Origin of the sequence: Pseudomonas sp. DD1 (genome assembly GCF_044510355.1) — a bacterium.
Lineage (GTDB): Bacteria > Pseudomonadota > Gammaproteobacteria > Pseudomonadales > Pseudomonadaceae > Aquipseudomonas > Aquipseudomonas shahriarae.
This window is the reverse complement of the sequence record NZ_MSAJ01000011.1, coordinates 173,998-195,044: the sequence shown is the minus strand read 5'-3', so window position 1 is coordinate 195,044 and position 21,047 is coordinate 173,998. Positions and strand designations below refer to the sequence as shown.

The 21,047-nt window shown below is 59.8% G+C and carries 22 protein-coding genes; 18 read left to right on the top strand and 4 right to left on the bottom strand.

Annotated elements, in window-relative coordinates; all coding sequences use genetic code 11:
* Positions 1–4 precede the first annotated feature (4 nt).
* From PSFL_RS08820 to PSFL_RS08740, 17 genes are all read left to right on the top strand, one after another.
* Positions 5–658: an SCO family protein gene (locus PSFL_RS08820; protein WP_057436529.1), complete on the top strand. Its 654-nt coding sequence runs from the start codon at positions 5–7 to the stop codon at positions 656–658.
* Positions 655–1,272 (top strand): SCO family protein, encoded by a 618-nt coding sequence (locus tag PSFL_RS08815; protein WP_057436527.1) that lies wholly within the window; start codon positions 655–657, stop codon positions 1,270–1,272. Before PSFL_RS08820 ends, PSFL_RS08815 begins: the two co-directional genes overlap by 4 nt.
* 9 nt (positions 1,273–1,281) lie before the next feature.
* A complete protein-coding gene (locus PSFL_RS08810) occupies positions 1,282–2,823 on the top strand; it encodes an ABC transporter substrate-binding protein (RefSeq protein WP_397469918.1) in 1,542 nt (513 codons plus the stop codon).
* Positions 2,824–2,838: 15 nt separating this feature from the next.
* A complete protein-coding gene (locus tag PSFL_RS08805; protein ID WP_170059148.1) occupies positions 2,839–3,789 on the top strand; it encodes a peptidylprolyl isomerase in 951 nt (316 codons plus the stop codon).
* A 221-nt stretch (positions 3,790–4,010) separates the two neighbouring features.
* Entirely contained in the window at positions 4,011–4,541 is a 531-nt protein-coding gene (locus tag PSFL_RS08800) for a response regulator (RefSeq protein WP_057436522.1), read from the top strand.
* Positions 4,542–4,625: 84 nt separating this feature from the next.
* A complete protein-coding gene (locus PSFL_RS08795) occupies positions 4,626–6,332 on the top strand; it encodes a GspE/PulE family protein (RefSeq protein WP_170059147.1) in 1,707 nt (568 codons plus the stop codon).
* Positions 6,313–7,116, top strand: a complete 804-nt coding sequence (locus PSFL_RS08790) for a hypothetical protein (protein WP_198848774.1) — start codon at positions 6,313–6,315, stop codon at positions 7,114–7,116. The genes PSFL_RS08795 and PSFL_RS08790 overlap by 20 nt, the downstream gene beginning before the upstream one ends.
* A gap of 1 nt (position 7,117) precedes the next feature.
* Entirely contained in the window at positions 7,118–7,663 is a 546-nt protein-coding gene (locus PSFL_RS08785; RefSeq protein WP_273872822.1) for a PilN domain-containing protein, read from the top strand.
* Positions 7,650–8,198: a pilus assembly protein PilO gene (locus PSFL_RS08780; RefSeq protein WP_315492278.1), complete on the top strand. Its 549-nt coding sequence runs from the start codon at positions 7,650–7,652 to the stop codon at positions 8,196–8,198. Before PSFL_RS08785 ends, PSFL_RS08780 begins: the two co-directional genes overlap by 14 nt.
* Complete coding sequence (locus tag PSFL_RS08775) at positions 8,198–8,710, top strand: hypothetical protein (RefSeq protein ID WP_057436513.1); 513 nt, start codon at positions 8,198–8,200, stop codon at positions 8,708–8,710. The genes PSFL_RS08780 and PSFL_RS08775 overlap by 1 nt, the downstream gene beginning before the upstream one ends.
* Positions 8,707–10,539, top strand: a complete 1,833-nt coding sequence (locus PSFL_RS08770) for a secretin N-terminal domain-containing protein (RefSeq protein ID WP_397469917.1) — start codon at positions 8,707–8,709, stop codon at positions 10,537–10,539. The genes PSFL_RS08775 and PSFL_RS08770 overlap by 4 nt, the downstream gene beginning before the upstream one ends.
* A gap of 2 nt (positions 10,540–10,541) precedes the next feature.
* Positions 10,542–11,015 (top strand): type II secretion system protein, encoded by a 474-nt coding sequence (locus PSFL_RS08765; RefSeq protein ID WP_057436510.1) that lies wholly within the window; start codon positions 10,542–10,544, stop codon positions 11,013–11,015.
* 4 nt (positions 11,016–11,019) lie between these two features.
* Positions 11,020–11,394, top strand: a complete 375-nt coding sequence (locus PSFL_RS08760) for a type II secretion system protein (RefSeq protein ID WP_315492280.1) — start codon at positions 11,020–11,022, stop codon at positions 11,392–11,394.
* Positions 11,369–11,908, top strand: a complete 540-nt coding sequence (locus PSFL_RS08755; RefSeq protein WP_315492281.1) for a type II secretion system protein — start codon at positions 11,369–11,371, stop codon at positions 11,906–11,908. The genes PSFL_RS08760 and PSFL_RS08755 overlap by 26 nt, the downstream gene beginning before the upstream one ends.
* A complete protein-coding gene (csgE, locus tag PSFL_RS08750) occupies positions 11,905–12,294 on the top strand; it encodes a curli production assembly/transport protein CsgE (RefSeq protein WP_057436504.1) in 390 nt (129 codons plus the stop codon). Before PSFL_RS08755 ends, csgE begins: the two co-directional genes overlap by 4 nt.
* Complete coding sequence (locus PSFL_RS08745; protein ID WP_057436502.1) at positions 12,291–12,710, top strand: curli assembly protein CsgF; 420 nt, start codon at positions 12,291–12,293, stop codon at positions 12,708–12,710. Before csgE ends, PSFL_RS08745 begins: the two co-directional genes overlap by 4 nt.
* A 31-nt stretch (positions 12,711–12,741) precedes the next feature.
* Positions 12,742–13,602: a CsgG/HfaB family protein gene (locus tag PSFL_RS08740; protein ID WP_057436500.1), complete on the top strand. Its 861-nt coding sequence runs from the start codon at positions 12,742–12,744 to the stop codon at positions 13,600–13,602.
* 54 nt (positions 13,603–13,656) lie between these two features.
* Here the strand turns inward: PSFL_RS08740 and PSFL_RS08735 are convergent, their stop codons facing one another.
* Genes PSFL_RS08735 through PSFL_RS08720 form a run of 4 tightly spaced genes read right to left on the bottom strand, consistent with a single transcriptional unit; the run spans position 13,657 to position 19,280 of the window.
* Positions 13,657–15,105 (bottom strand): curlin, encoded by a 1,449-nt coding sequence (locus PSFL_RS08735; RefSeq protein WP_273872827.1) that lies wholly within the window; start codon positions 15,103–15,105, stop codon positions 13,657–13,659.
* Between the two features lie 27 nt (positions 15,106–15,132).
* Positions 15,133–15,594 carry a curlin gene (locus PSFL_RS08730; protein WP_057436496.1) on the bottom strand — a complete coding sequence of 154 codons (462 nt, stop codon included), beginning with the start codon at positions 15,592–15,594 and terminating at the stop codon, positions 15,133–15,135.
* Positions 15,595–15,654: 60 nt separating this feature from the next.
* Positions 15,655–17,898 carry an Ig-like domain-containing protein gene (locus tag PSFL_RS08725; protein ID WP_315492282.1) on the bottom strand — a complete coding sequence of 748 codons (2,244 nt, stop codon included), beginning with the start codon at positions 17,896–17,898 and terminating at the stop codon, positions 15,655–15,657.
* Between the two features lie 35 nt (positions 17,899–17,933).
* Positions 17,934–19,280, bottom strand: a complete 1,347-nt coding sequence (locus PSFL_RS08720; protein WP_273872829.1) for a hypothetical protein — start codon at positions 19,278–19,280, stop codon at positions 17,934–17,936.
* A 250-nt stretch (positions 19,281–19,530) separates the two neighbouring features.
* Between PSFL_RS08720 and PSFL_RS08715 the strand changes: the two genes are divergently transcribed.
* Positions 19,531–20,979: an ATP-binding protein gene (locus PSFL_RS08715; protein WP_057436494.1), complete on the top strand. Its 1,449-nt coding sequence runs from the start codon at positions 19,531–19,533 to the stop codon at positions 20,977–20,979.
* Positions 20,980–21,047 lie beyond the last annotated feature (68 nt).

Here is a 21,047-nt window from a genome sequence, read left to right as displayed (position 1 = left end):
CCACATGAAACAATTTGCATACCGTACCCTGCTGACGATTGGCCTGTTGACCACTGGCGTCGGCCAGGCCCTCGCGCACTCGGCGGATGAGCATGCAGGGCACAGCGCGCCACCGGCCAATACTCAGGAAAGTGCCGAGGTGAAATTCGCCGATGTGGAGCTGCTGGACCAGAACGGTAAACCGGTGCGACTGGAAAAGGACCTGGTGACCAACAAAATCGTGGTCATGAGTTTCATCTACACCCATTGCACTACGGTGTGCCCGGTGGTGTCGTCGATCATGGGCAAGGTGCAAAAACAACTCGGCGCCCGGGTCGGCAACGAGGTGCAACTGGTGTCAATCAGCATTGACCCCCAGCGTGATGACCCCCAACGCCTGAATGACTACGCCCGCGGTTTCCGGGAGGGGCCGGGCTGGAGCTGGCTCACCGGTTCCACACAATCGGTGAGCGAAACCCTCAAAGGCCTGGGCACCTTCAGCGGCGACTTCAAAAAGCATGCGCCGCTGATCATGGTCGGTGACGGAAACAGTCGTCACTGGACCCGTTACTACGGTTTCACCGATCCGACAGTACTGACCCGCGAAGTGGAACAGCTCAGCAGACAACGCAGTATCCACGTCAAACACTCTGCGATCGCGATGGAGAGTCAGCCATGAAACGGTTCGACTGGATCCTCCTGATGCTCAGCTTGTGCCTGTCGAGTTCGATGACGTTGGCCCACGAGGGGCATTCGTCCACTCCCCAGGCTCCTGCCGTACAAACTGCCGGCGGTACTTACGATGGGCAAACCTGGTTCACCGATACGCCGTTGCAGGACCAGAACGGCAATACCCTGCGGTTCTACAGCGACGTGCTGCAAAATCGGGTGGTGCTGCTGAATGTGATATTTACCAGTTGCAACGATGCGTGCCCACTGATCACCCGCAAGCTCAAGGAGGTTCGTGAGGTGTTGGGCGACAAGGCCGATGGCATTACCTTTATTTCCCTGACCAGTGATCCGCTTCGGGACACTCCGGCCGTACTCAAGGCCTATACCTTGAAGCAAGGGGTCGATGGCCCCCACTGGTATTTTCTCACCGGCGACAAGGCACAAATGGACTTGGTGTTGGGCCGTATCGGTCAGATCGTACCGACCCCCGAGCAACACTCCACACAACTGATCGTCGGTGACGTGGCCAACAAACGCTGGAGCAAGATTCGCCCCGATGCCCCGGCCGCTGCCATTGCCCAGCGCTTGCAATTGCTGACAATGCCCGTGGTCGGTCGGTGAGTCCGGGTCATGAAAATTGCCTTCCTGGTCTTCCTCGCCAGCATCAGCCTGAGCGCCAGCGCGCTGCCACTGACGCCCAGCGAAAGTGCCGGCAAACGGTTGTACCGTGAAGGTTTATCGGTCAGCGGTGAGCCTGTCATGGCGCGGGTTGGTGCGGCGGACATAGTCCTTCCCGCCAGCAGCCTGCCGTGCGCCAACTGCCATGGTGCCGATGGCCAGGGCCGCGTGGAGGGTGGAGTACGCCCGCCAGACCTGAGCTGGTCGCGGCTCAGCAACGTTTACGGTCAGCGGCAGATCAATGGCCGCAATTACCCGGCTTACACTGACGGCGGCCTGGCTCGTGCGGTCCAGGAAGGACGCGACCCCGGCAACAATCGGCTGGACCCGGCCATGCCTCGATTCGTGCTGTCGATGAATGATCAACGCAATCTCGGCGCCTACCTCAAGCGTCTCGCCGATGACCGTGATCCGGGCCTGGGCAGGGATAGTCTGCACCTGGGCACGTTGTTGCCGAGTCACGGACCATTGAGCGAGGAGGGTGCGACGGTGGCGGCGATACTCCAGGGCAGCGTGGCACATATCAACGAGGCGGGAGGGATTCATGGCCGGTTTTTGCGCCTGACAATCCTCGATCCAGGCCCGGATCGCATCAGTGCTGTGCAGGCTCTTGACCGATTGATTGAACAGGAACAGGTGTTCGCCTTGATCGCGCCACTGGCACCGGCACTGGATGCGGAATTAGCCGTGCGTCTGGAGCGCGCCGGGGTTCCATTGATCGGGACACTGTCGCGGCTGGGCGCCACCCCAAGCAGTCGGCAGATATTTGAACCGTTGCCAGGTTTGCGCGAGCAATTGATCGCCTTGGCCGACTATGCCACTGACAGTTTACAGGTGCTTCAGGGGCCGACGCTGATCGTCTACACCGGTGACCCCGATCAGCAATCGGCGGCACAAAACCTCGGTCAATATTTACAGGAACACGCTTGGCAAGACGTTCGGTTACACGCCTACAACTCGGCTCAGGACGCATTGCCACCGGATTCACGCTCGGTGTTTTACCTGGGCAGTAGTGACGGTTTGATCGGTATGGCCGAGCGCTTGCAGGGGACGGGGCAGGGACCGTACTTGTTCGCTGCGTCGAACCAGGTGACGGGGGATTTTTGGCGGCTACCCCGCGAGTTTTCCCGGCGAGTGTTCCTCGCGTATCCGTTCATACCCAGCGACTGTACGCAGGCAGGGCGCGTGGCGCTTATCAGACTGCGCGAACATCAAGGCTTGGGCGGAGAACATGCGGTGCTGCAGGTCGGCGCGTTTAGCTCGATGCTGCTGTTCAGTGAAAGCATGAAGCAGGCTGGGCGCGACGCCAGCCGCGAGAAGCTGATCAGCGCCCTCGAAGGGCTGCACGACTTCGACACCGGGCTGACCCCGCCAATCAGCTTTGGCCCTGGCCGGCGTCTGGGCCTGAGCGGCGCGCATATCGTCACGGTGGACTTGCCAGACCAGCGCTTTTACCTGGTGGCCCCCTACAAACCCATTACCGCCACACCCTGATTGGAGACCTCGACCATGACGCTCAAAACTCCACTCCTGCTGCTGATGCTTTGGGTGCCCGTGGCCTTCAGCAATAACGAACCGGCTGCCGCACGGGTCAACGGCGAGGAGATCTCCGAATTCCGTCTGGAGCGTTATTTCGTCGAATACCTGCAAGACCAGGGTCGGGCTGTGGGCAGCATTCGCAATCCCAAGGCCTATAAGGAACTGCGTCAGGCTGCCCTGGACGCTTTGATCAATAAGGAATTGCTGTGGCAGGAGGCGCTCAAACGCGGGGTGCTGATCAGCGACGCCACGGTGCAACGCCAGGTCGAACAGACCCGCCAGGCCATGGGGGGTAGCGAAGTGTTTGCCCGCCGGCTGCTCGATGGCGGTTTCGATGAGGCGAGTTTCACCGAGTACACCCGCCGCGAACTGGCCGCGCAACAAGTCTTCGCCGACCTGACGCAAATGGCTGAGCCGGACGAACAACAGGTCAGGGCGTTGTTCCAATTGCACCGCGCTGAAATGGGCGTGCCGGAGCAAATCGAGGCACGGCACATCCTGATCAAAGTCCCTCAAAACGCCGATGCCGCCACAGTTGAAGTTGCGCGACTACGCTTAGAGGGTATGCGCGTACAAATCGCCCAAGGCGCAGACTTCGCCAGCGTCGCCCGTACCGGCTCCGAGGATGATTCGGCCAGCGCAGGTGGAGCTTTGGGCTACTTTGCGCGCGGACGCATGATGCCTGAATTCGAAGCGGCGGCGTTTGCTTTGAAACCTGGGCAAGTCAGCCAGCCGGTACGCACACCGGTCGGTTGGCATTTGATCTACTTACAGAACCATCAGGCGGCGGTCGATGTCATAGAACAGCAGGGGCTTGAAGCCGTTCGGGCATATCTTACCCGGCAGCAAAAGGCTCAGGCTCGTCGAGATGTCCTGGTGCAATTACGATCTCGTAATCGCATCGAGCAGAATGATGAATAAGCCTTCCCCCCAATAGTGGGGAAAAGCTTCAAAGCTAATCCAATCGCTTCCCCGTCTTTGGGGGGAGGTGGGTTAGGACAAAATATCATTGCTTTATAATTCAACGATATGAAGCGATAAAAACACCGCTGATCGGCCTGGCATGAAGTGTGCGTTAGTCCTCATAAGGCACGCACTCTGCCAGGTTCGGTACTCGGACTTGCGCGCTCAGGGAGTGGACCTTGTTAAACAAAGTACTGGTTGTCGAAGACGAACAGCTTCTTGCTGAAAACCTCAAGGTCTACCTTCAGGCGCAAGCGCTGGAAGTCCGGATAGCTCACGACGGTGCCAGGGCAATCGGCGAAGCCGAACGTTTTGCACCCGATGTGATGGTGTTCGATTACCGCTTGCCGGATATGGAAGGCTTTGAGGTGCTCGATGCCGTCCGCCAGAACAGGAAGTGTCATTTTGTGCTGATTACCGGGCACCCAACCGCTGAAGTCTGTGAGCGGGCCCGGCAACTGGGCGTCAGCCATATCCTGTTCAAACCGTTTCCATTGGCGGAATTGGCCCGTGCAGTCTGTGACCTTCTAGGGATGGTGCGCGAAGCCAAAGTTGGCGCGAGCACCTCCGAAGGCTACGTCGAACGACGCCAGAACAGGATCGAGAGTTTCCCGCTGCAGTTGTACGACGGTAGTTGGGTGCTGGCGGATCGCCGACGAACATCGGCCTCCACAGCACAGGACGACGGACAATTGCTCACCGGGGAGTAGTGGCGCGACACGACGTTCCGGCTCCCACCGTGATGGCTTGCCGCGCCGACAGGGCGTTAAGCCCCGGGCGTTGGAGAGCAAGTCATGGAACGTTTATCCCTTGCCGCCGTACCGGCACCGTTGGACTGTGTACCCTCACGTTTTTCCAGTGAACAGTTGGTCCAGGCACGATTGCTGGCCGCGAGTTCCGGTGAACGAGTGCTGGACGCCCTAGGGGTGTTGTGCGAGCTGGCACCCATGCCCTTTGTTCAATGCCTCGGCGCAACCCTGCATTATCCGGTGCTGGACACCGATACCCTGTTTGATTCTCCCCCCGTGTTCGATCGGGTCACCCTGGCCCAATGCCTCAAGCGCGAGTTCATCCTGCTGCGCCATGACGACGCGGTTATCGGCGTGTTCGCCGACCCCTTCGACGCTGCGCGCCTGGCCTGGATCGACGATTGCCTGCATGGCGCGCCGCTGTACCTGGTACACGTCGATGACCTCAAAGTCTATCTGGCCCGTCATGAGGAAAGCTTCCACGCGGTGGAATCGCTCAACCCCCAGGCCGCTGCGAATGTGCAGGTCGACAACCTGCAAAGCCTGTCCCTGACCAGCATCAGCGAAGACGCCAGTGTCGTCGTCAAGCTGGTCAACTCCACTCTCTACGATGCGTTGAAGATGCATGCCAGCGACATCCATTTGGGCACGACTGGCAGTGGCCTGGTCATCAAATACCGCATTGATGGGGTACTGAATAACATCAGCAAGATCCAGGGTAGCGAGTTCGCCGAACAGGTAATTTCTCGGGTCAAGGTCATCGCCGAACTGGACATTGGCGAAAAGCGCGTGCCTCAGGACGGACGCTTCAAAATCGGTATCAGCGGCCGGCAGATCGACTTTCGGGTGTCGATCATGCCGAGCATTTTCGGTGAAGACGCGGTGCTGCGGGTGCTGGACAAACAGGACTTGGCTGACAAAGTCAGCGGCGTCCAATTGCAGGCCCTGGGCTTTGAGGATGAAACCTTGCGCCAATTGCGTCGCCTGGCTGCCGAACCCTACGGCATGGTGCTGGTGACCGGCCCGACCGGCAGCGGCAAAACCACCACGCTCTACGCGATGATCACCGAGATCAATCACGGCGTGGACAAGATCATCACCATCGAAGACCCGGTGGAATACCAACTGCCAGGCGTGCTGCAAATTCCGGTCAACGAGAAAAAAGGCCTGACCTTCGCCCGTGGGTTGCGCTCGATCCTGCGCCACGACCCGGACAAGATCATGGTCGGTGAAATACGCGACCCCGACACCGCTCAGATCGCCGTGCAATCGGCGCTTACAGGACACTTGGTGTTCACCACGATTCACGCTAACAACGTGTTTGACGTGATTGGCCGCTTCACCCAGATGGAAATTGACCCGTACAGCCTGGTCTCGGCACTCAACGCAGTGCTGGCACAGCGTTTGATACGGCTGGTCTGTGCCAGTTGCAGTGCGCCAAGCCATCCGACTGACGAAGAACTACAAGCCTCCGGGCTCGACCCGCAGAACGTGGGTCACTACCACTTCGTCCACGGCAAGGGTTGCGGCCATTGCCGTGGTACCGGTTACCGCGGGCGTACGGCGATTGCCGAACTGCTGCACCTGGACGATGAACTGCGGCAAATGATCGTCGAGCGCCAACCCATTTCGAAAATCAAGGCCCTGGCCTGTGGCCGTGGCTTGCGCTTGTTGCGCGAGTCGGCGCTGGTGCTGGTGCAAACGGGGCGGACCACGCTCGAGGAGATCAATCGTGTCACTTTTGTCTCGTGATCGTTATGTCGCCGTACTCGGCGCCGGTGGTGTCGGGCTCGGCCAGCGCCATGGCAGTGAAACTCGCTGGCTGGGCAGCGTCGGTTTTATCGACGAGGGTTTCCACTCCTGGACGGTTGCACTGGAAACCCTCGATTGCTTGCTCGGTGAGCATGCCCGTGCCGGTTCAGAATTGCGCGTGGTGATCTCTGGGCACTTCAGTCGGTTTTGCCTGGTGCCATGGAGCGACCAGATCAGCAGCCCCGACGAATTGCAGGGCTTCGCTCAACTGTGCTTCGAAGACCTTTATGGCGTACCCGCCCAACCCTGGAGTCTGGTGCTGTCGGCGGAGCCCGCCGGTTACGACCGGATTGCTGCCGCCTTACCGCAAGACTTGCTGGACCGTCTGCGCACGCTGGTCAGTGGTCGCAGGTTGCGCTTGCGGTCGGTGCAACCGTACCTGATGGCGGCGTTCAACCACTTCGATCAAACGTTCGACGTCGGGGACTTTCTGTTCGTTCTCGCCGAACCGGTACGCAGTGTGTTGCTGCTGGCCCGGGAAGGACACTGGACGTCGGTGCGCTCGGTGGGCACCAGTGACAGCGATGCGGCACTCACTGCGCTGATTGGCCGGGAGAGCCAGTTGCAGGCATCTACCAGCGAACGGCCGTTGAGTGTCTACCTGCATGCCCCCGCACGCATTGACTCGCCGCCCGAGGTGCCAGGGGTGCAGTTGAGAACCCTCGAACAAGACCGGACCTGCGTACGCGATGCTTTGTACGTTATGTCCAGGGCGGTGGCCTGACATGCGCGCCCTGACGCTCGACTTCCAGCCCTGCCGGCGCTCGGGTCCTTTGGGCTGGAGCCTGTTGGCCGGTGGCGTGGTGCTGACCCTGGCGTGCTTTTTCGGCCAGCAACAACTCAACCAACAATCCTCGCAACAACAAGGCCATCTGCAACATGCCCAGCGGGCACTCACTGGAGACAATAACGCCAAGGTCGGGCTGACCTCGGCCGAAACCCGAGAGCAAGCGCAAAACCTGGCCGAGATGCGCAAGGTTTCCCAGCAACTGCGTCGGCCGTGGGAACGCCTGTTCACCACGCTTGAAGCCATACCCCATGACGATGTCGCCTTGCTGACCCTGACGCCCGATGCTCGCAAGGGCCAGGTACGGATCAGCGCCGAGGCACGGAACCTGGAAACAATGCTCGAGTTTCACCAGCGTCTGGAAGCCAGCGACGAACTGTCGGACGTGTCACTGCTAAGCCACGAAATCGTCGCCAACGTGCCGGAACACCCGGTGCAATTCAACCTGTCGGCTACTTGGGAGATTGGCGATGCGAATCCCTAGACTCATTATTCACGAATACCTCCAAGGCATTGGCATTCCTGGTCTGGCGGGCATGACGCTGGTGTCGCTGGCGCTGGTGTATGCCCTGGCCGGGTTGATACCTGACTGGCAGTCGCTGCAAACCCTCAGCCAGCAAACCCGTGAAGCGGGCGAATACCTGGCCAAGGTTGAAGACGGCAGCGTCACACCGCCGATGGTGCCGCAGCGGCAACTGGATGACTTTCGCAGCAAGTTGCCGTCTCAGCCTCAGGCCACCGTGGCCATCGACAAGATCTACGCCTTGGCTGCTCTGGAGCATATCACCCTGGCGCGGGGCGAATACTCGCTGGGCATAGACCCGAAGACCCATTTGGCCCGCTACCAGATTTTGCTGCCGGTACGCGGTAGCTACCCGCAACTGCGTCGGTTCCTGCACGCCTTGCTCGGCCAGTTGCCGGCGGTGGTGTTGGAAGACGTGGAGTTCCAGCGTAAGAAGATCGCCGACACCGACCTGACAGGGCGGATCCGCATGACCCTTTACCTGTCGAGGTCATGATGAATACCAAACGCGTAGCCGGTTGGGCGGCGTTCTTCGGCGTTGCGGCGGTGCTGGTCTGGTTGCCGGAACATTTCCAGCAGCCGGACGACTCTGCGGTCGCCGTGATGGCCGCCCCGGCCAACCGCAAAACGGGCGGAACGCTGCCCGACGCTTCGGCCAGCGCGACACTGGCACAGGTCAAGGACTTGGCCCCCGCGGGCGACCTGTTCGCCGCCAGCAGCTGGAAGGCCACGCCGCAGCTTGCCAGCGTCACTGAACAACCGGTCAACCTGATCCCGGTGGTGCAACCTCCCAGCGCACCACCGATGCCTTTCCAGTTCGTCGGCAAACTCGCTGACCGTTCCGACCTGCAAGTGTTTTTGCAGAGTGGTGAAAAAATATACGTCGTGCGCAAAGGGGATGTAATCGACGACACCTGGCGGATCGAGGGCATTTCCGATGTGGAATTGAGCCTGGTCTACCTGCCTCTGCATTTGTCCCAGACCTTGTCTGTGGGGAGCACGCAATGAACAGTTCCCGTTTGCTGATTAGCCTGTGTCTGATCACCGCACTGGCCGCCTGCAATTCCAAGCAAGTCGCCAACCAGGAGGCGACGGACCTGATCGAACACGGACAGTACGAAGCCGGGCTGGCGAGAATCGAAGAAGGGCTGCGCGAAGAGCCCCGGGATACCGGGCTGCACTTGCTGCTCAACAGCGGCCGCGCCAAAGCGATTACCGCATTGTTGACGGCGGGTGATACCGACCGGGCGCGCCGGGATTTCCCTTCGGCGCGCGTGGCTTACGGCCGCGTGCTGGCCATTGAACCGAACAACCGCCGCGCCCAGGATGCCCTGCGCCAACTCGATTACCTGCGCAGCCAGGATGAAAAACTCGAACTGGCGCGGGGCGATCTGCGCCGTGGTGATATCTACGGCGCCGACCGCCAGGTGAAACAGATCCTCGAACTCGATCCGAAAAACGACGGTGCCCTGGAATTGCAAGGCAGCATCCGCCTGGTCCAGAGCCGCAATGTGATTGCCTATCCACAACTGCGTACCCGCATGGAACGGCCGGTGACCCTGGAGTTTCGCGATGCCAACCTGAAAACCATCTTCGAAGTGCTGTCTCAGGTAGCGGGGCTGAATTTCATCTTTGATAAAGACCTGCGCCCGGACATGAAAGCCACAATTTTCGTGCGCGATGTGCGCATAGAAGACGCCGTGGAACTGCTGCTGCAACAGAACCAGTTGCACCAGAAAGTGGTGAACGAAAACACCGTGCTGATCTACCCGGACACACCGCAGAAGCTCAAGGATTATCAGGAACTGGTGATGCGCACCTTCTACCTGACCAGCGTCGATGCGACTACCGCACTGAACATGATCAAAACCATGCTCAAGACCCGCGACGTGTTCGTTGATGAGCGCCTCAACACCCTGACCATGCGCGACACCGAAGACGCCGTGCGCATGGCCGAAAAACTTCTGCAATCGCAAGACCAGTCCGACCCCGAAGTGGTGTTGGAAGTGGAGGTGATGGAGGTCGCGACCCAGCGGATTCTCGACCTTGGCCTGCAATGGCCGAGCACCTTCGGCCTGGTCAACAGCGACGGTTCGGCAGTGACGCTGCTTAATCAACTGAAGGGCATCAACTCCGGCCGAATATCCATTTCGCCATCGCCCCAGGCAAAGATTAACGCTCAGGACAACGACATTAACACCCTGGCCAGCCCGGTGATTCGCGTGAGCAATCGGCAACAGGCGCGCATCCACATTGGTCAGCGTGTGCCGATCATCAGTGCCACCTCGGTGCCTTCGACTCAAGGCCCGGTGATCACCGAAAGCGTCACTTATCTTGACGTTGGTTTGAAGCTGGAAGTACAGCCGACGGTGTACCTGAACAACGAGGTGGCGATCAAGATTGCGCTTGAGGTGAGTAACGCGACGCCGCTGGAACCTACCCGTCAGGGCACGATCCCGGTACAGGTCGATACCCGCAACGCCCAAACCACGCTTCGTCTGCATGATGGCGAAACTCAGATCCTTGCAGGCCTGGTGCGCAACGACCATGGCGCCACCGGCAACAAGATCCCGGGCCTTGGCGACATTCCCGGGCTGGGCCGCTTGTTCGGCAGCAACAAGGACACGGTCGGCAAGTCGGAACTGGTGCTGTCGATCACCCCACGCATCGTGCGCAATTTGCCATACCAGAGCCCCTCGGACATGGAGTTCCCGACCGGCACGGAAACCAGCATGCGCATCAAGGCGCCCGAACGCGGCGTGGCAACGTCAATTCCTGCGGAGGGCATGACCACGCCGGTCGCGTCTGCCGCCCACGTTGTCGTTCAGAAACCTTGACCATGAAAACCTGCCAGCGTGGTTTTACCTTAATCGAAGTCGTGGTGACGCTGGCCCTGATCGGCCTGTTGGCCGGCATGGCCGCACCCTTGACCGAAACCGTTGTGCGCCGTGGCAAGGAGCAGGACATGCGGGCGGCGCTATACCAGGTTCGTGATGCCATAGACGCCTACAAACGTGCCTTTGACGCCGGCTATATCGAGAAGTCGCTGAACAGCAGCGGCTACCCGCCAAGCCTGCAAGTGTTGGTGGATGGCGTGCGCGATGTACGCAGTGCCAAGGGGGCTAAATTCTACTTTTTGCGCCGGGTGCCTCATGACCCGCTGCTGCCGGTCAAGCGTAACGATGACGGTGGCTGGGGCCTGCGCGCCTACGACAGTACCGCTCAAAACCCGCGGGAAGGTGAGGACGTGTTTGACGTCTACTCCAAAGCCCCGGGCAAGGGCCTCAACGGCATTGCCTACCGCGAGTGGTGAATCTATGCGCCGGGAAAAAGGCTTTACCCTGCTGGAGTTGATGGTGGTCATGGCAATCATCGCGACCCTTATGACGATTGCCTTGCCACGCTACTTCGCCAGCCTGGAGGCCTCGAAAGAGACCACCCTGCACCAAAGTCTGTCAGTGATGCGTGAAGCACTGGATCACTACTACGGTGATACCGGGCGTTATCCCGACTCCGTCGAGCAACTGGTGGAGAAGCGCTACCTGCGCAACCTTCCGATGGACCCGATTGCCGAGCGCAAAGATCTCTGGGTGCTGGTGGCGCCGCCGGATGGCGTGTCCGGCTCTGTCGCCGATATCAAAAGTGGTGCTAGCGGGAGGGCGCGTGATGGCAGTCTTTATTCCGAGTGGTAAACCTCCCAGTCAAGCGGGTTTCACCTACCTGGGCGTGCTGTTGATGATTGCCTTGATGGGCATGGGGCTGACGAGCGTCGGTGAGTTGTGGTCCAGCGCCTCAAGGCGTGACCGCGAACGGCAGTTGTTGTGGGTCGGCACGCAATACGCACAGGCGCTGCGTAGCTATTACCGCAGTTCTCCGGGGGTGGCGCAGTACCCCAAAGCACTCGAAGACCTGCTGCAGGATGAGCGTTTTCCAACTCCCGCACACCATCTGCGGCAGTTGTATCCGGACCCGATTGGCGGTGGAGAGTGGACGCTGATGCGCGGCTTTGACGGGCGCATCACCGGCCTCTACAGCCCGGCTACGGACCTGCCGCTCAAACAGGCTGACTTCCCGCCCCAGTGGTCAGACTTCGTTGGCATGGCGAGCTACCAGGATTGGCAGTTCGTGGCCGAAAAGGCGTTTCTCGATGGTGCGTCCGGCCCGGCGCAAACCCGGTCTGCGGCCCCTAAGGCGATCACGCCATGAACAGACATTGCCTGGGGTTGCTGCTGATGTTGATGACGTCTTTCACGTCGGCCAGTGAAGAGGACGAAATGATGGGGTTCATCGTTGACGACACGATTTCCCACATCGGCCATGACTTTTATTACTCGTTCAGTGATCGCCTGCGCGCCACCAGTCCCATGGATTTCAACCTCGTGGTGCGGGAGCGGCCCTCGGCCCGCTGGGGCAGCCTGGTGACCGTGGAATATCAACAACGCTTGGTTTACCGGCGCTTCCTGCCGCCCAACACCGTGGAACTCAAAGACGAGGCATACGCCGCCGCCGACTGGGTCCGGGTGCAGATTGTCCAGCGCAAGCTGGAAGTCTTATTGCAGGACACCACCGACCTGGAGAAGGACGAATTATGAACAAGAAGACGTTCTCACAGCGCACCGGCGTCTGGGTTCTTGGACTGGGCAGTTGCTGCCTGGTGCATGCGACCGAGCTGGTCTACACGCCGGTCAACCCATCGTTCGGCGGTAACCCGCTAAACGGCACATGGCTGCTCAACAACGCACAGTCGCAAAACGACTACGACGATCCTGACCTGAAAAGCCGCACTGCGTTGGCAGGAACCTCGGCCCTTGAACGTTTCACCAGTCAGCTGGAGTCGCGGTTGCTGGGGCAATTGCTGGACAACATCTCCACGGGCAATACCGGGAGTCTGTCCACCGACAGTTTTATCGTCAACGTCATCGACGACTCCGGCGCACTGAGCATTCAAGTGACTGATCGTGCAACGGGTGAAGTTTCGGACATTCAGGTGAATGGCCTCAACCCTTGATCGGGATTCGGGCTGCCGGGGAGTGAAGAACATGAAGAATATACTGGCGCTAGGGCTGATGCTGGCGGCAATACAGGGCTGCAGTTTGCGCGACACGATGCCGGCCGAGCAGGACTCCGAATCACCGACGCTCACACCACGGGCCTCGACCTACTACGACCTTTTGAACATGCCGCGGCCCAAAGGCCGTTTGATGGCCGTGGTGTACGGTTTTCGCGACCAGACCGGGCAATATAAACCAACCCCGGCCAGCTCGTTTTCCACCAGCGTGACTCAAGGCGCAGCGAGCATGTTGATGGACGCGTTGCAGGTCAGTGGCTGGTTTGTGGTGCTGGAGCGCGAAGGGCTGCAGAACCTGCTGACCGAACGCAAAATCATTCGTGCTTCGCAAAAAAAACCGAATACGCCGCTGAACATCCAAGGCGAGCTGCCACCGTTACAGGCGGCGAATTTGATGCTGGAGGGCGGGATTATCGCTTATGACACTAACGTGCGCAGCGGCGGGGAGGGTGCGCGGTACCTGGGGATCGATATCTCCCGGGAGTATCGGGTGGACCAGGTGTCGGTGAACCTGCGGGCCGTGGATGTGCGCAGTGGGCAGGTATTGGCCAACGTAATGACCAGTAAGACTATCTACTCGGTAGGGCGCAGCGCCGGAGTGTTCAAGTTTATCGAGTTCAAAAAGTTGCTTGAAGCTGAAGTGGGTTATACAACCAACGAGCCGGCGCAGTTGTGTGTGTTGTCGGCGATTGAGTCTGCGGTGGGACATTTGCTGGCCCAGGGGATTGAGCGGCGTTTGTGGCAGGTCGCGGGAGACAATGCTTCTCTTGTGCAGGATGAGACGCTGGGCCGGTATTTGAGTCAGAACAAGGTTGATCCCGACGCTGAATAAACAATGATAAAAAACCGCGACCCCGCAAAGGGCCGCGGTTTTTTTACGTCGCGACTATTGCTGCAGAACGCTCGCCTGGTTCGCGGTACCGAACTGTTGCACCGTCGCCATTTGTGTCATGCCACTCTGATCAACGTTGGCAATGTTCCCGGTCCCGCCCTGGGTCACGTACGAGACGTTCATGCTGCCCGCTTGCTTGACAGAGATCTGGTTATCACTGCCATACATTTGCGCGGTATACGCCCGGTTCCCCGTGTCGGACTGGTCAAACTCGGTGCTGTTCCCCGAGCCGGAAGAATACCCCTGTGCGAGGTTAGTCGTGCCGCGCTGATCGGCGACGAGGATGTTGTCACTGCCGTTCTGGTCGAAATACAGTTCGTTGTAGCTGTCGGCCTGGCTGACGGTGGTCTTGTTGCCTGTACCGTTTTGATGGGTGGTCATGATGTGGCCGATGCCATCCTGGGTGAAACTCGCCACGTTCTGAGTGCCGTTCTGGTTGATGGTAGCTCGCTGGTTACTGCCGAACTGGCCGCCCAACTGCGGACCTTTCCAGTTGCTGGCGTAGACCTTGTTGCCATTCCCCACCGACGTGGCGTTGAGCACGTGGCTGTCGCCGCTCTGGTAGGTGAAGTGCACATTGCCCGTACCTTGCTGATACAACGCAAGTGTTGAGCCCATGGACTCGAATTGGTCGGCATAGATCGCGTTGAGGTCGCCGACTTGCAGCACCTGCGCCACGTTGTTTTCGCCAAAACTTTGATCGACCACGGTTTCGTTGGTCTGCCCGTATTGGTTAACGGTGGCCAGGCTGGCGGTTTGCGCGTCTTGCCAGACTTCGCTGGCGTTGAAGCCGCCGAACTGGTTAATGGTCAGATTGCCGCCGTGGCCGTTGCGCTGGTCGCCATAGGCATAGTTGCCTTCGCCGTACTGGTTGATGCCGAGTTGGCCGCTCATGTGACTGATCTGTTCGGCGGTCGCATCGTTGGTGCTGCCGTACTGAATGATTAGCGCATTGTTGGCAATGCCATACTGGATCTGTTCGATGTTGGCCTCGTTGTTATCACCGAACTGGAAAGTTTTACCGGACGTGCCTTCTTGAGTGTCCTGATAGACGAACGAGAAATTGCCACTGCCTTGCTGCTGTTGAAGCACCTCGTTGGCAGTGCTGCCGATCGACTGACTGGCATGGCTGATGTTGAAGCTGCCGACCTGTTGCTGGGTAATGGTGCTGCCATTTTCGTAGAGCTGCTCAGCGTAGCCGGCGTTGTAATCGCCGAGCTGAGTCTGGTCGATGCTGCTGGTGGCGTTGTCTTGCAGGGCGGCCGCGTCGTTGCCCTGGCCGAGTTGTTGTTGGGCGGCGGTGCTGAACGGGGCCACGCGTTGCGTTACATCGGCGATGTTGGCAGTGCCGACCTGGTTCTGCGTTGAAACGCTGTCGTCGGCCAAAGCCTGAGCACTGATAATGACCAGTATGGCGGCGGTGAGGGGCGTCAATTTAAACATGATGAAACCTCCAGGGTGTTGCAGTGCTTAGCGATATTGTTTGACCGAAACGCTCATGCCGTTTCCCGACTGGGTCACGGCGCTCGAAAGCCCCGCGCCCGCCTGATCAATGCTGGCGTCGTTGTTATTACCGTTCTGGGTAATCTGCGCGCGGTTGTGGCTGCCGTTTTGGGTGATGGATGCGGCGTTGCCAGAACCTTGCTGGGTGATCTGTGCCATCAGGTCGCTGCCCTGTTGCAGGATGAATGCTTCCTGGTTGCTGCCCGACTGGACGATGCGCCCGAGTAACGATTGACCGGTCTGTTGCAGCAGTGCCGCGTTGGCCTGGCCGTTCTGGTCGATCAGCACGTGCTGGCCAATCGGGGACGGCAGTTCGCCGAGGTCGGCACTGGGGGCCAGGTCGTCGTTGTCCATTAAGTCGTCGGCTCGGGTGCCTGCGCCGCAGCAGAGAAAAAACAGGCAGAGCAGGGCGGCGGTCGGCGTTTGCATGGCGTTGTCCTTAGGAGTTGGGCCAGCCCCACCGACCTTGACGGTCAATGGGGCAAGGGCTCAGAGCGAGGTCACCGACACCGTGCGCACGGTGCCCTGGGACGACCGGATGGTCGCCGTCGGGTTGGCTGACGGGATCACGTTGGTGACGTTGCTTACTGTCAGCCGCCAGCGACCGGTCACCGGTACCGTGGTGGTGCCCAGGGTGACCAGTCCGGTCGGGGTGGTCACCTGGACAGTGATGGTGTTGCCGGTAGTCACCGATGAGGTCCCCGCAAAGTCCCAGTTGAAGCGGTTGTTGGAGCGGGCCTGGACCGTGGCGGTGGTCACGGTGAAGGTTTCCGTCGCAGGGCGTGGCGAGACTTGCACCGTGACGGTGGCCGGCGTCGACAGGGCGCCGAAGCTGTCCCGGGCGATGTAGGTGAAGGTCGTGGTGAATGCCGTTGTGACGGTAGCCGGCGGGGTGTAGGTGATCACTGTGCCGTTACTGCTGACGGTACCGCGACCCGCCGCCGGCTGGGTAAGGCTGGCGACGCCGAGCGGCACGTTGCCTTCAGGATCAGTGTCGTTGGCCAACACGTTGATCGGGATCGCCACGCCCAGGGTCGCAATGCTATCGGCAACCGCCACCGGTGGCCGGTTAGGCGCCACGGTAATGGTCACGGTCGCAGCGGTAGCCGAAACCAGGCCTTTGACGTCCTGGGCCTTGTAAGTGAAGGTCGTGGTCAACGGGGTAGCGACCACGGCTGGCGGGGTGTAGACCACTGCGGTGGTACCGTTCAAGGCGACGGTGCCTTGGCCGGCAGCGGGTTGGGTCAGTGCGCTGATGCTCAGCGGTACGTTGGCGTCCGGGTCGCTGTCGTTGGCCAGCAGGTTAAGGGTGATCGGCACCCCAAAACTGGTGCTGCCCGTGTCTGCCACGGCGACCGGCGCCTGGTTCTCGCCAGTTGATGGCGCGGTGCCGACGACGACAACAAGCTCCGTGTCACTGCCGCCCGCCGCGGATTTTACCGTAACGCTGGCCGGTGGTTGGGTCAGGTCGGCCACGGTCAAGCGTTGCAAAGTGCCGGATTTCGACAGGCGTCCGTAGCCCTGGGCAACCATGTCCGGCACTGCCACTTCGTCGGTGGAGGTGGCTTCGATCAGCAGGCTGTGATTGCTCCAGCTGTAGCGCGCGGTCTGGATTTTTACCAGGTCTGTGAGCTTGCTCGATACCGCCGTAGGGCGCGTGGTGCCGGTCGGATTAGTGGCAGTAACCACCAACACCGAAGGCCGGGCGCCACTGACCAGATCTTGGCCAAAGAACAAGCCATTGTTGTCACCCAAAAGGCTCTTCAGGCACGGCGACACAGGTGGGCCTGCTACAAGGGCGAGGGTTTCACGCAAGCACAAGGTTGAGCTGTTAGCCGATTTGGCAAACACTTCAACCTGGGTAGTGCCCACACCGGAGCCGGTGCGTCGGTAGGTTGCGCGGCTGATCTCCACGGGTGTTTGGGCCCGGTTGTCGAGAATTTTTCCGGACACGTTGAACAGGCTGGTCTGAATAGTTCCGGCCGGCCCCTGGATGCGGACGAAGTTAGTGTTGTTAGGGCTACCGGTGACTTGTTCGGTGAGGTTTGGATCGCCGATGAAGGTGTCGATGCCGCCGTTGTCCGGGTTTACCTCGGTGTAAGGGCCGTTGACGCTGCGCAGAAACGGTCCGATATTGCCCGCCAGCACGCCGTTGAACACGCCAGGCACACTGATGCCGATGTCCCGGGTGATGTTGATGGCACGACGGCCAGGCGTGGTGACGTTGATGGTTTCCACCCCGTAAGGATGGGTGATGGTATAGGTCCCGGCGGTTGGCACCGAAACGCGCAAACGGATCCGCGCGAAGCTTTGCTGATCCCCATCGACCGGATTTTCGTTGGCAAATGCCGCCTCAATCCCGGCTACATAAACCTCCAGTTCATACCCGCTGTTACCGATTTGCGGGATAGCCGTTTCGGCGTGAAACCAGAACGCTTCCGGTGGCCAGTTGTCGGGAAAGATCATCGGCAGTGTGTCGTCGTATACACCTGGCTCGACCCCAAGGATGCACATGTACGACGGTGGCACCGTGGCCGGAGTCCGAGAGCTTACGGCCAGGGACTGGCACAGCTCCATCTTCAGTTGATTGTTGTCCTCATACCACATCGGAAATTTCCCGGTGGCAAAGGTATAAGGGCCGGGGTCGAAATCGGCGAGTTGCGCGAAAGCATTGCCGGACAGCAAGAGAGTCAGTCCCAGGGCATTGAGCGCCAGGCGTGGCCAATTGTTCATGATGCCTCCTGATGAGGATCTGGGCATGAGAGTGTTCATTGCACGATGACCACTTCTTCGGTATCGCTGCCGCCATTGGATGACGTCACGCTTACCTTGGCGGGTGGAATTGGCGAGATCCCGGTGGTCAGGGTTTTCACTGCGCCATCGCCACTGAGGGCGCCGATGGCGGTACCGTTGGCGGACGACGCTGTGAGTACAGGCGGTGAGGTTTCATCACTGGTCGAAGCTACAAGCGTGAGTTGCCCGGAGCTGAGGCTGTATTCGGCGCGCGAAACCACCACCAGGTCGGTCAGGGCCATCGGCAGAGTGATCGGCGTGCTGGCCGCAATGGCCATATGGTTGTCGGCCGTCACCTGTAAGGTGCTTGGCAAGGTCGGGTTGGTGGAGGACTGGGCATACCAGCTTCCGGTGGTATCGGCTTCGGTCAGGCTCAGCTCCGGGCTGCTGCTGGTCAGTGCTACGGTGGCCGGCGGTGGTGGCGCCATCACAAAAACGTCTTGCTGGGCCACCGGTGCGCTGATGCCAGCGTGTCGGGAGTACGTGCTGCGCTGGGTGATCATCGGGGTCGGCCGGACCACCGTGGACAACATGCCGGAGATGGCAAACACCGTCGTGCGAATATCCAGTCCGTTGGGCCCTTCGATGCGGATGAAGTTGGTGTTGAACGGGCTGCCGGTCACCGCTTCCGAAATATTCGGGTCACCGATGAATTTTTCAGCGGCACCAGTCACCGGATTGGTTTCGGTGTAGGGGCCGTTGACACTGCGCAGGAACGGTCCGACGTCACCCTTGAGCGCACCGTTAAAGGTGTTCGGTACCCCAATACCGATGTCTCGGGTCATGTTGATCGCACGCCGTCCAGGCACATCGACGTTGAACACGTCGATGCCATAAGGGTGGGTGATGACATAGGTGCCGGCGGTGGGCACATCGACGCGAATGCGAATGCGGGCGAAGCTGACCTGGTCACCTTCAATCGGCTCTCCGCCGGCAAATGCCGCTTCGATGGCGCTGCCATACCCCAGATCGATACCCCTGGCAGCATCGACGATGGCGGCATCGGCAGTGAACCAGAAAGCTTCATCGGGAAAGTTGGTGGGGAAGACGACAGGTTGCGCATCGTCGAAGACACCGGGGGTCGGCAACAGGTTGCACATGTACGACGGTGCGCCCGGTGCACTGGGTACCCGTGAGCTGGTGGTTTTGGACAGACACAGGTCGAGGGTTCGGCCATGAGTGTCTTGATACCAGGCGGCGAACGAGCCATTGGCCGGCACGTAGGGACCGGGGTCGACGGCAAACAACGTGGCGTGTGCGGCGCTTTGGGCCAGAGCGCTAACGACCAGAGCGGCCGCCGTTTTGGACAGTAAAGGGTGCATGAGTAATCCCTCTATCGGAGTGCCTGTCCCTAGGTAGCGGGCCAGTTGAGGGGGGCAGCGCAACTTCCATACCAACCGGGTGTAACCGCCGGCAAAGCCCCGGTGCCACGGGCGTGCAGCATTACCGGAGAGATCGAGGGGCAGCAGTCGGAATGGGCCAGTGTCCCCAGCATTGGGGAGAGATGGGGAAACGGACAAAGCGGGCACAGTGGGCTATAACCCTATAGGTGAATCGCCTGGATCAATGTTCATGACCATGCACGCAGACATACACCCACCAGCGGAAGGCAACATTCGCTTAAGCATGCTTAAGCGACCGTTCAACCTGCTGCGCTGGTTTTCACTCATCAGCATGGCCGTGATAGCGACGGTGGCGGTTGCCCTGGGTGCGGTGTCTACCCAGTTCGTGATCAGCGAGAGCGTACAGCGCGATGCATTGTTGACGTCGCAGTTCATTCAAGCGATCGCCTCGGCCGAGGTGCGCCATGTGTCGATCCCAAACGTGCGGACCATGGGCGAGTTACTCGACCCACGCCAGGACAAGAACTTTCCCGACGTTGATCCTGCGGCGCGGGCCAAGGCCCGGGGCGAATTCCTCGACCATATTGCCAACCTGCCGGACGTTATCCTGGCCAATATCTACGCCCCTGACCGCCTGGTGATCTGGTCCACCAACCCGGCACTGATGGGCACCACGATTCACACCGACGAGGACCTGGATCAGGCCTTCGATTTGAAGACCCCGGTCTCGGCCAGTTATCACGATGTTGATACCGCGCGAATGGAGCAAAAATTTGTCACGCCTCCGGATTACATCTTTATTGAAAATTACATTCCGCTGTTTGATGCCGAGGGCAAGAATGTCACGGCGATGGTCGAGATCTACAAGGAGCCCCAGGACCTGATCAGCCGTATAGGGCGCGGCCTGGCGCTGATCTGGCTGGCGACCGCGCTGGGTGGCGGGTTGATTTACCTGGGTTTGTACTGGATTGTGCGGCGGGCAGCGATTCTGCTGGCGCAACAACAAAAACAACTGATCACCAACGAAACCTTAGTCGCCTTGGGCGAAATGTCTTCAGCCGTCGCTCATAGTTTGCGCAATCCGTTGGCGACTATTCGTTCCAGCGCGGAATTGGCCCTGGAGTTCGACGGAGGCCCGGCACGCAAGAATATCAGCGACATCATCGGCCAAGTCGATCGCATGTCGACGTGGGTCAGCGAACTGCTGCAATCTTTGCGACCGCTCAACGACGATCCCGAGCCGGTGAACCTGGTGGCGGCAGTCCACGACAGCCTCATGGCGCTCGAGCAGAAAATTGCTCGGGCGGGGGTTCATGTGGTGTTCAACCCGCGACAAACACCGATGGTCCTGAGCCAGCAGGTGCAGTTGATGCAGATCCTCAACAGGCTGATGGCAAATGCCCTGGAGGCGATGGATAAGGGCGGTACGCTGACCGTCACCCTGGAACCGACCGATGCCCGATGCGTCTGCCTGGTGCTGAGCGACACCGGTAAAGGCATGAACGAAGAGCAGCGCAACCTGGCCTTCCGGCCGTTCTTCTCCACCAAGCAGGCCGGGCTTGGTGTCGGGCTGGTGCTGGTGAAGCGGATCATGGAGCGTTTTGACGGCGCGGTGACCCTCGACAGTCGTGAAGGCGAGGGCACTTTTGTTCGCCTGTCTTTCAAATTAATCCCCTGAAAACGGGGATGACCTTTACCCGTTAGCGGGTGCCATTCCCCAGTCACTGAGCCGTGAGCGGCCTAATG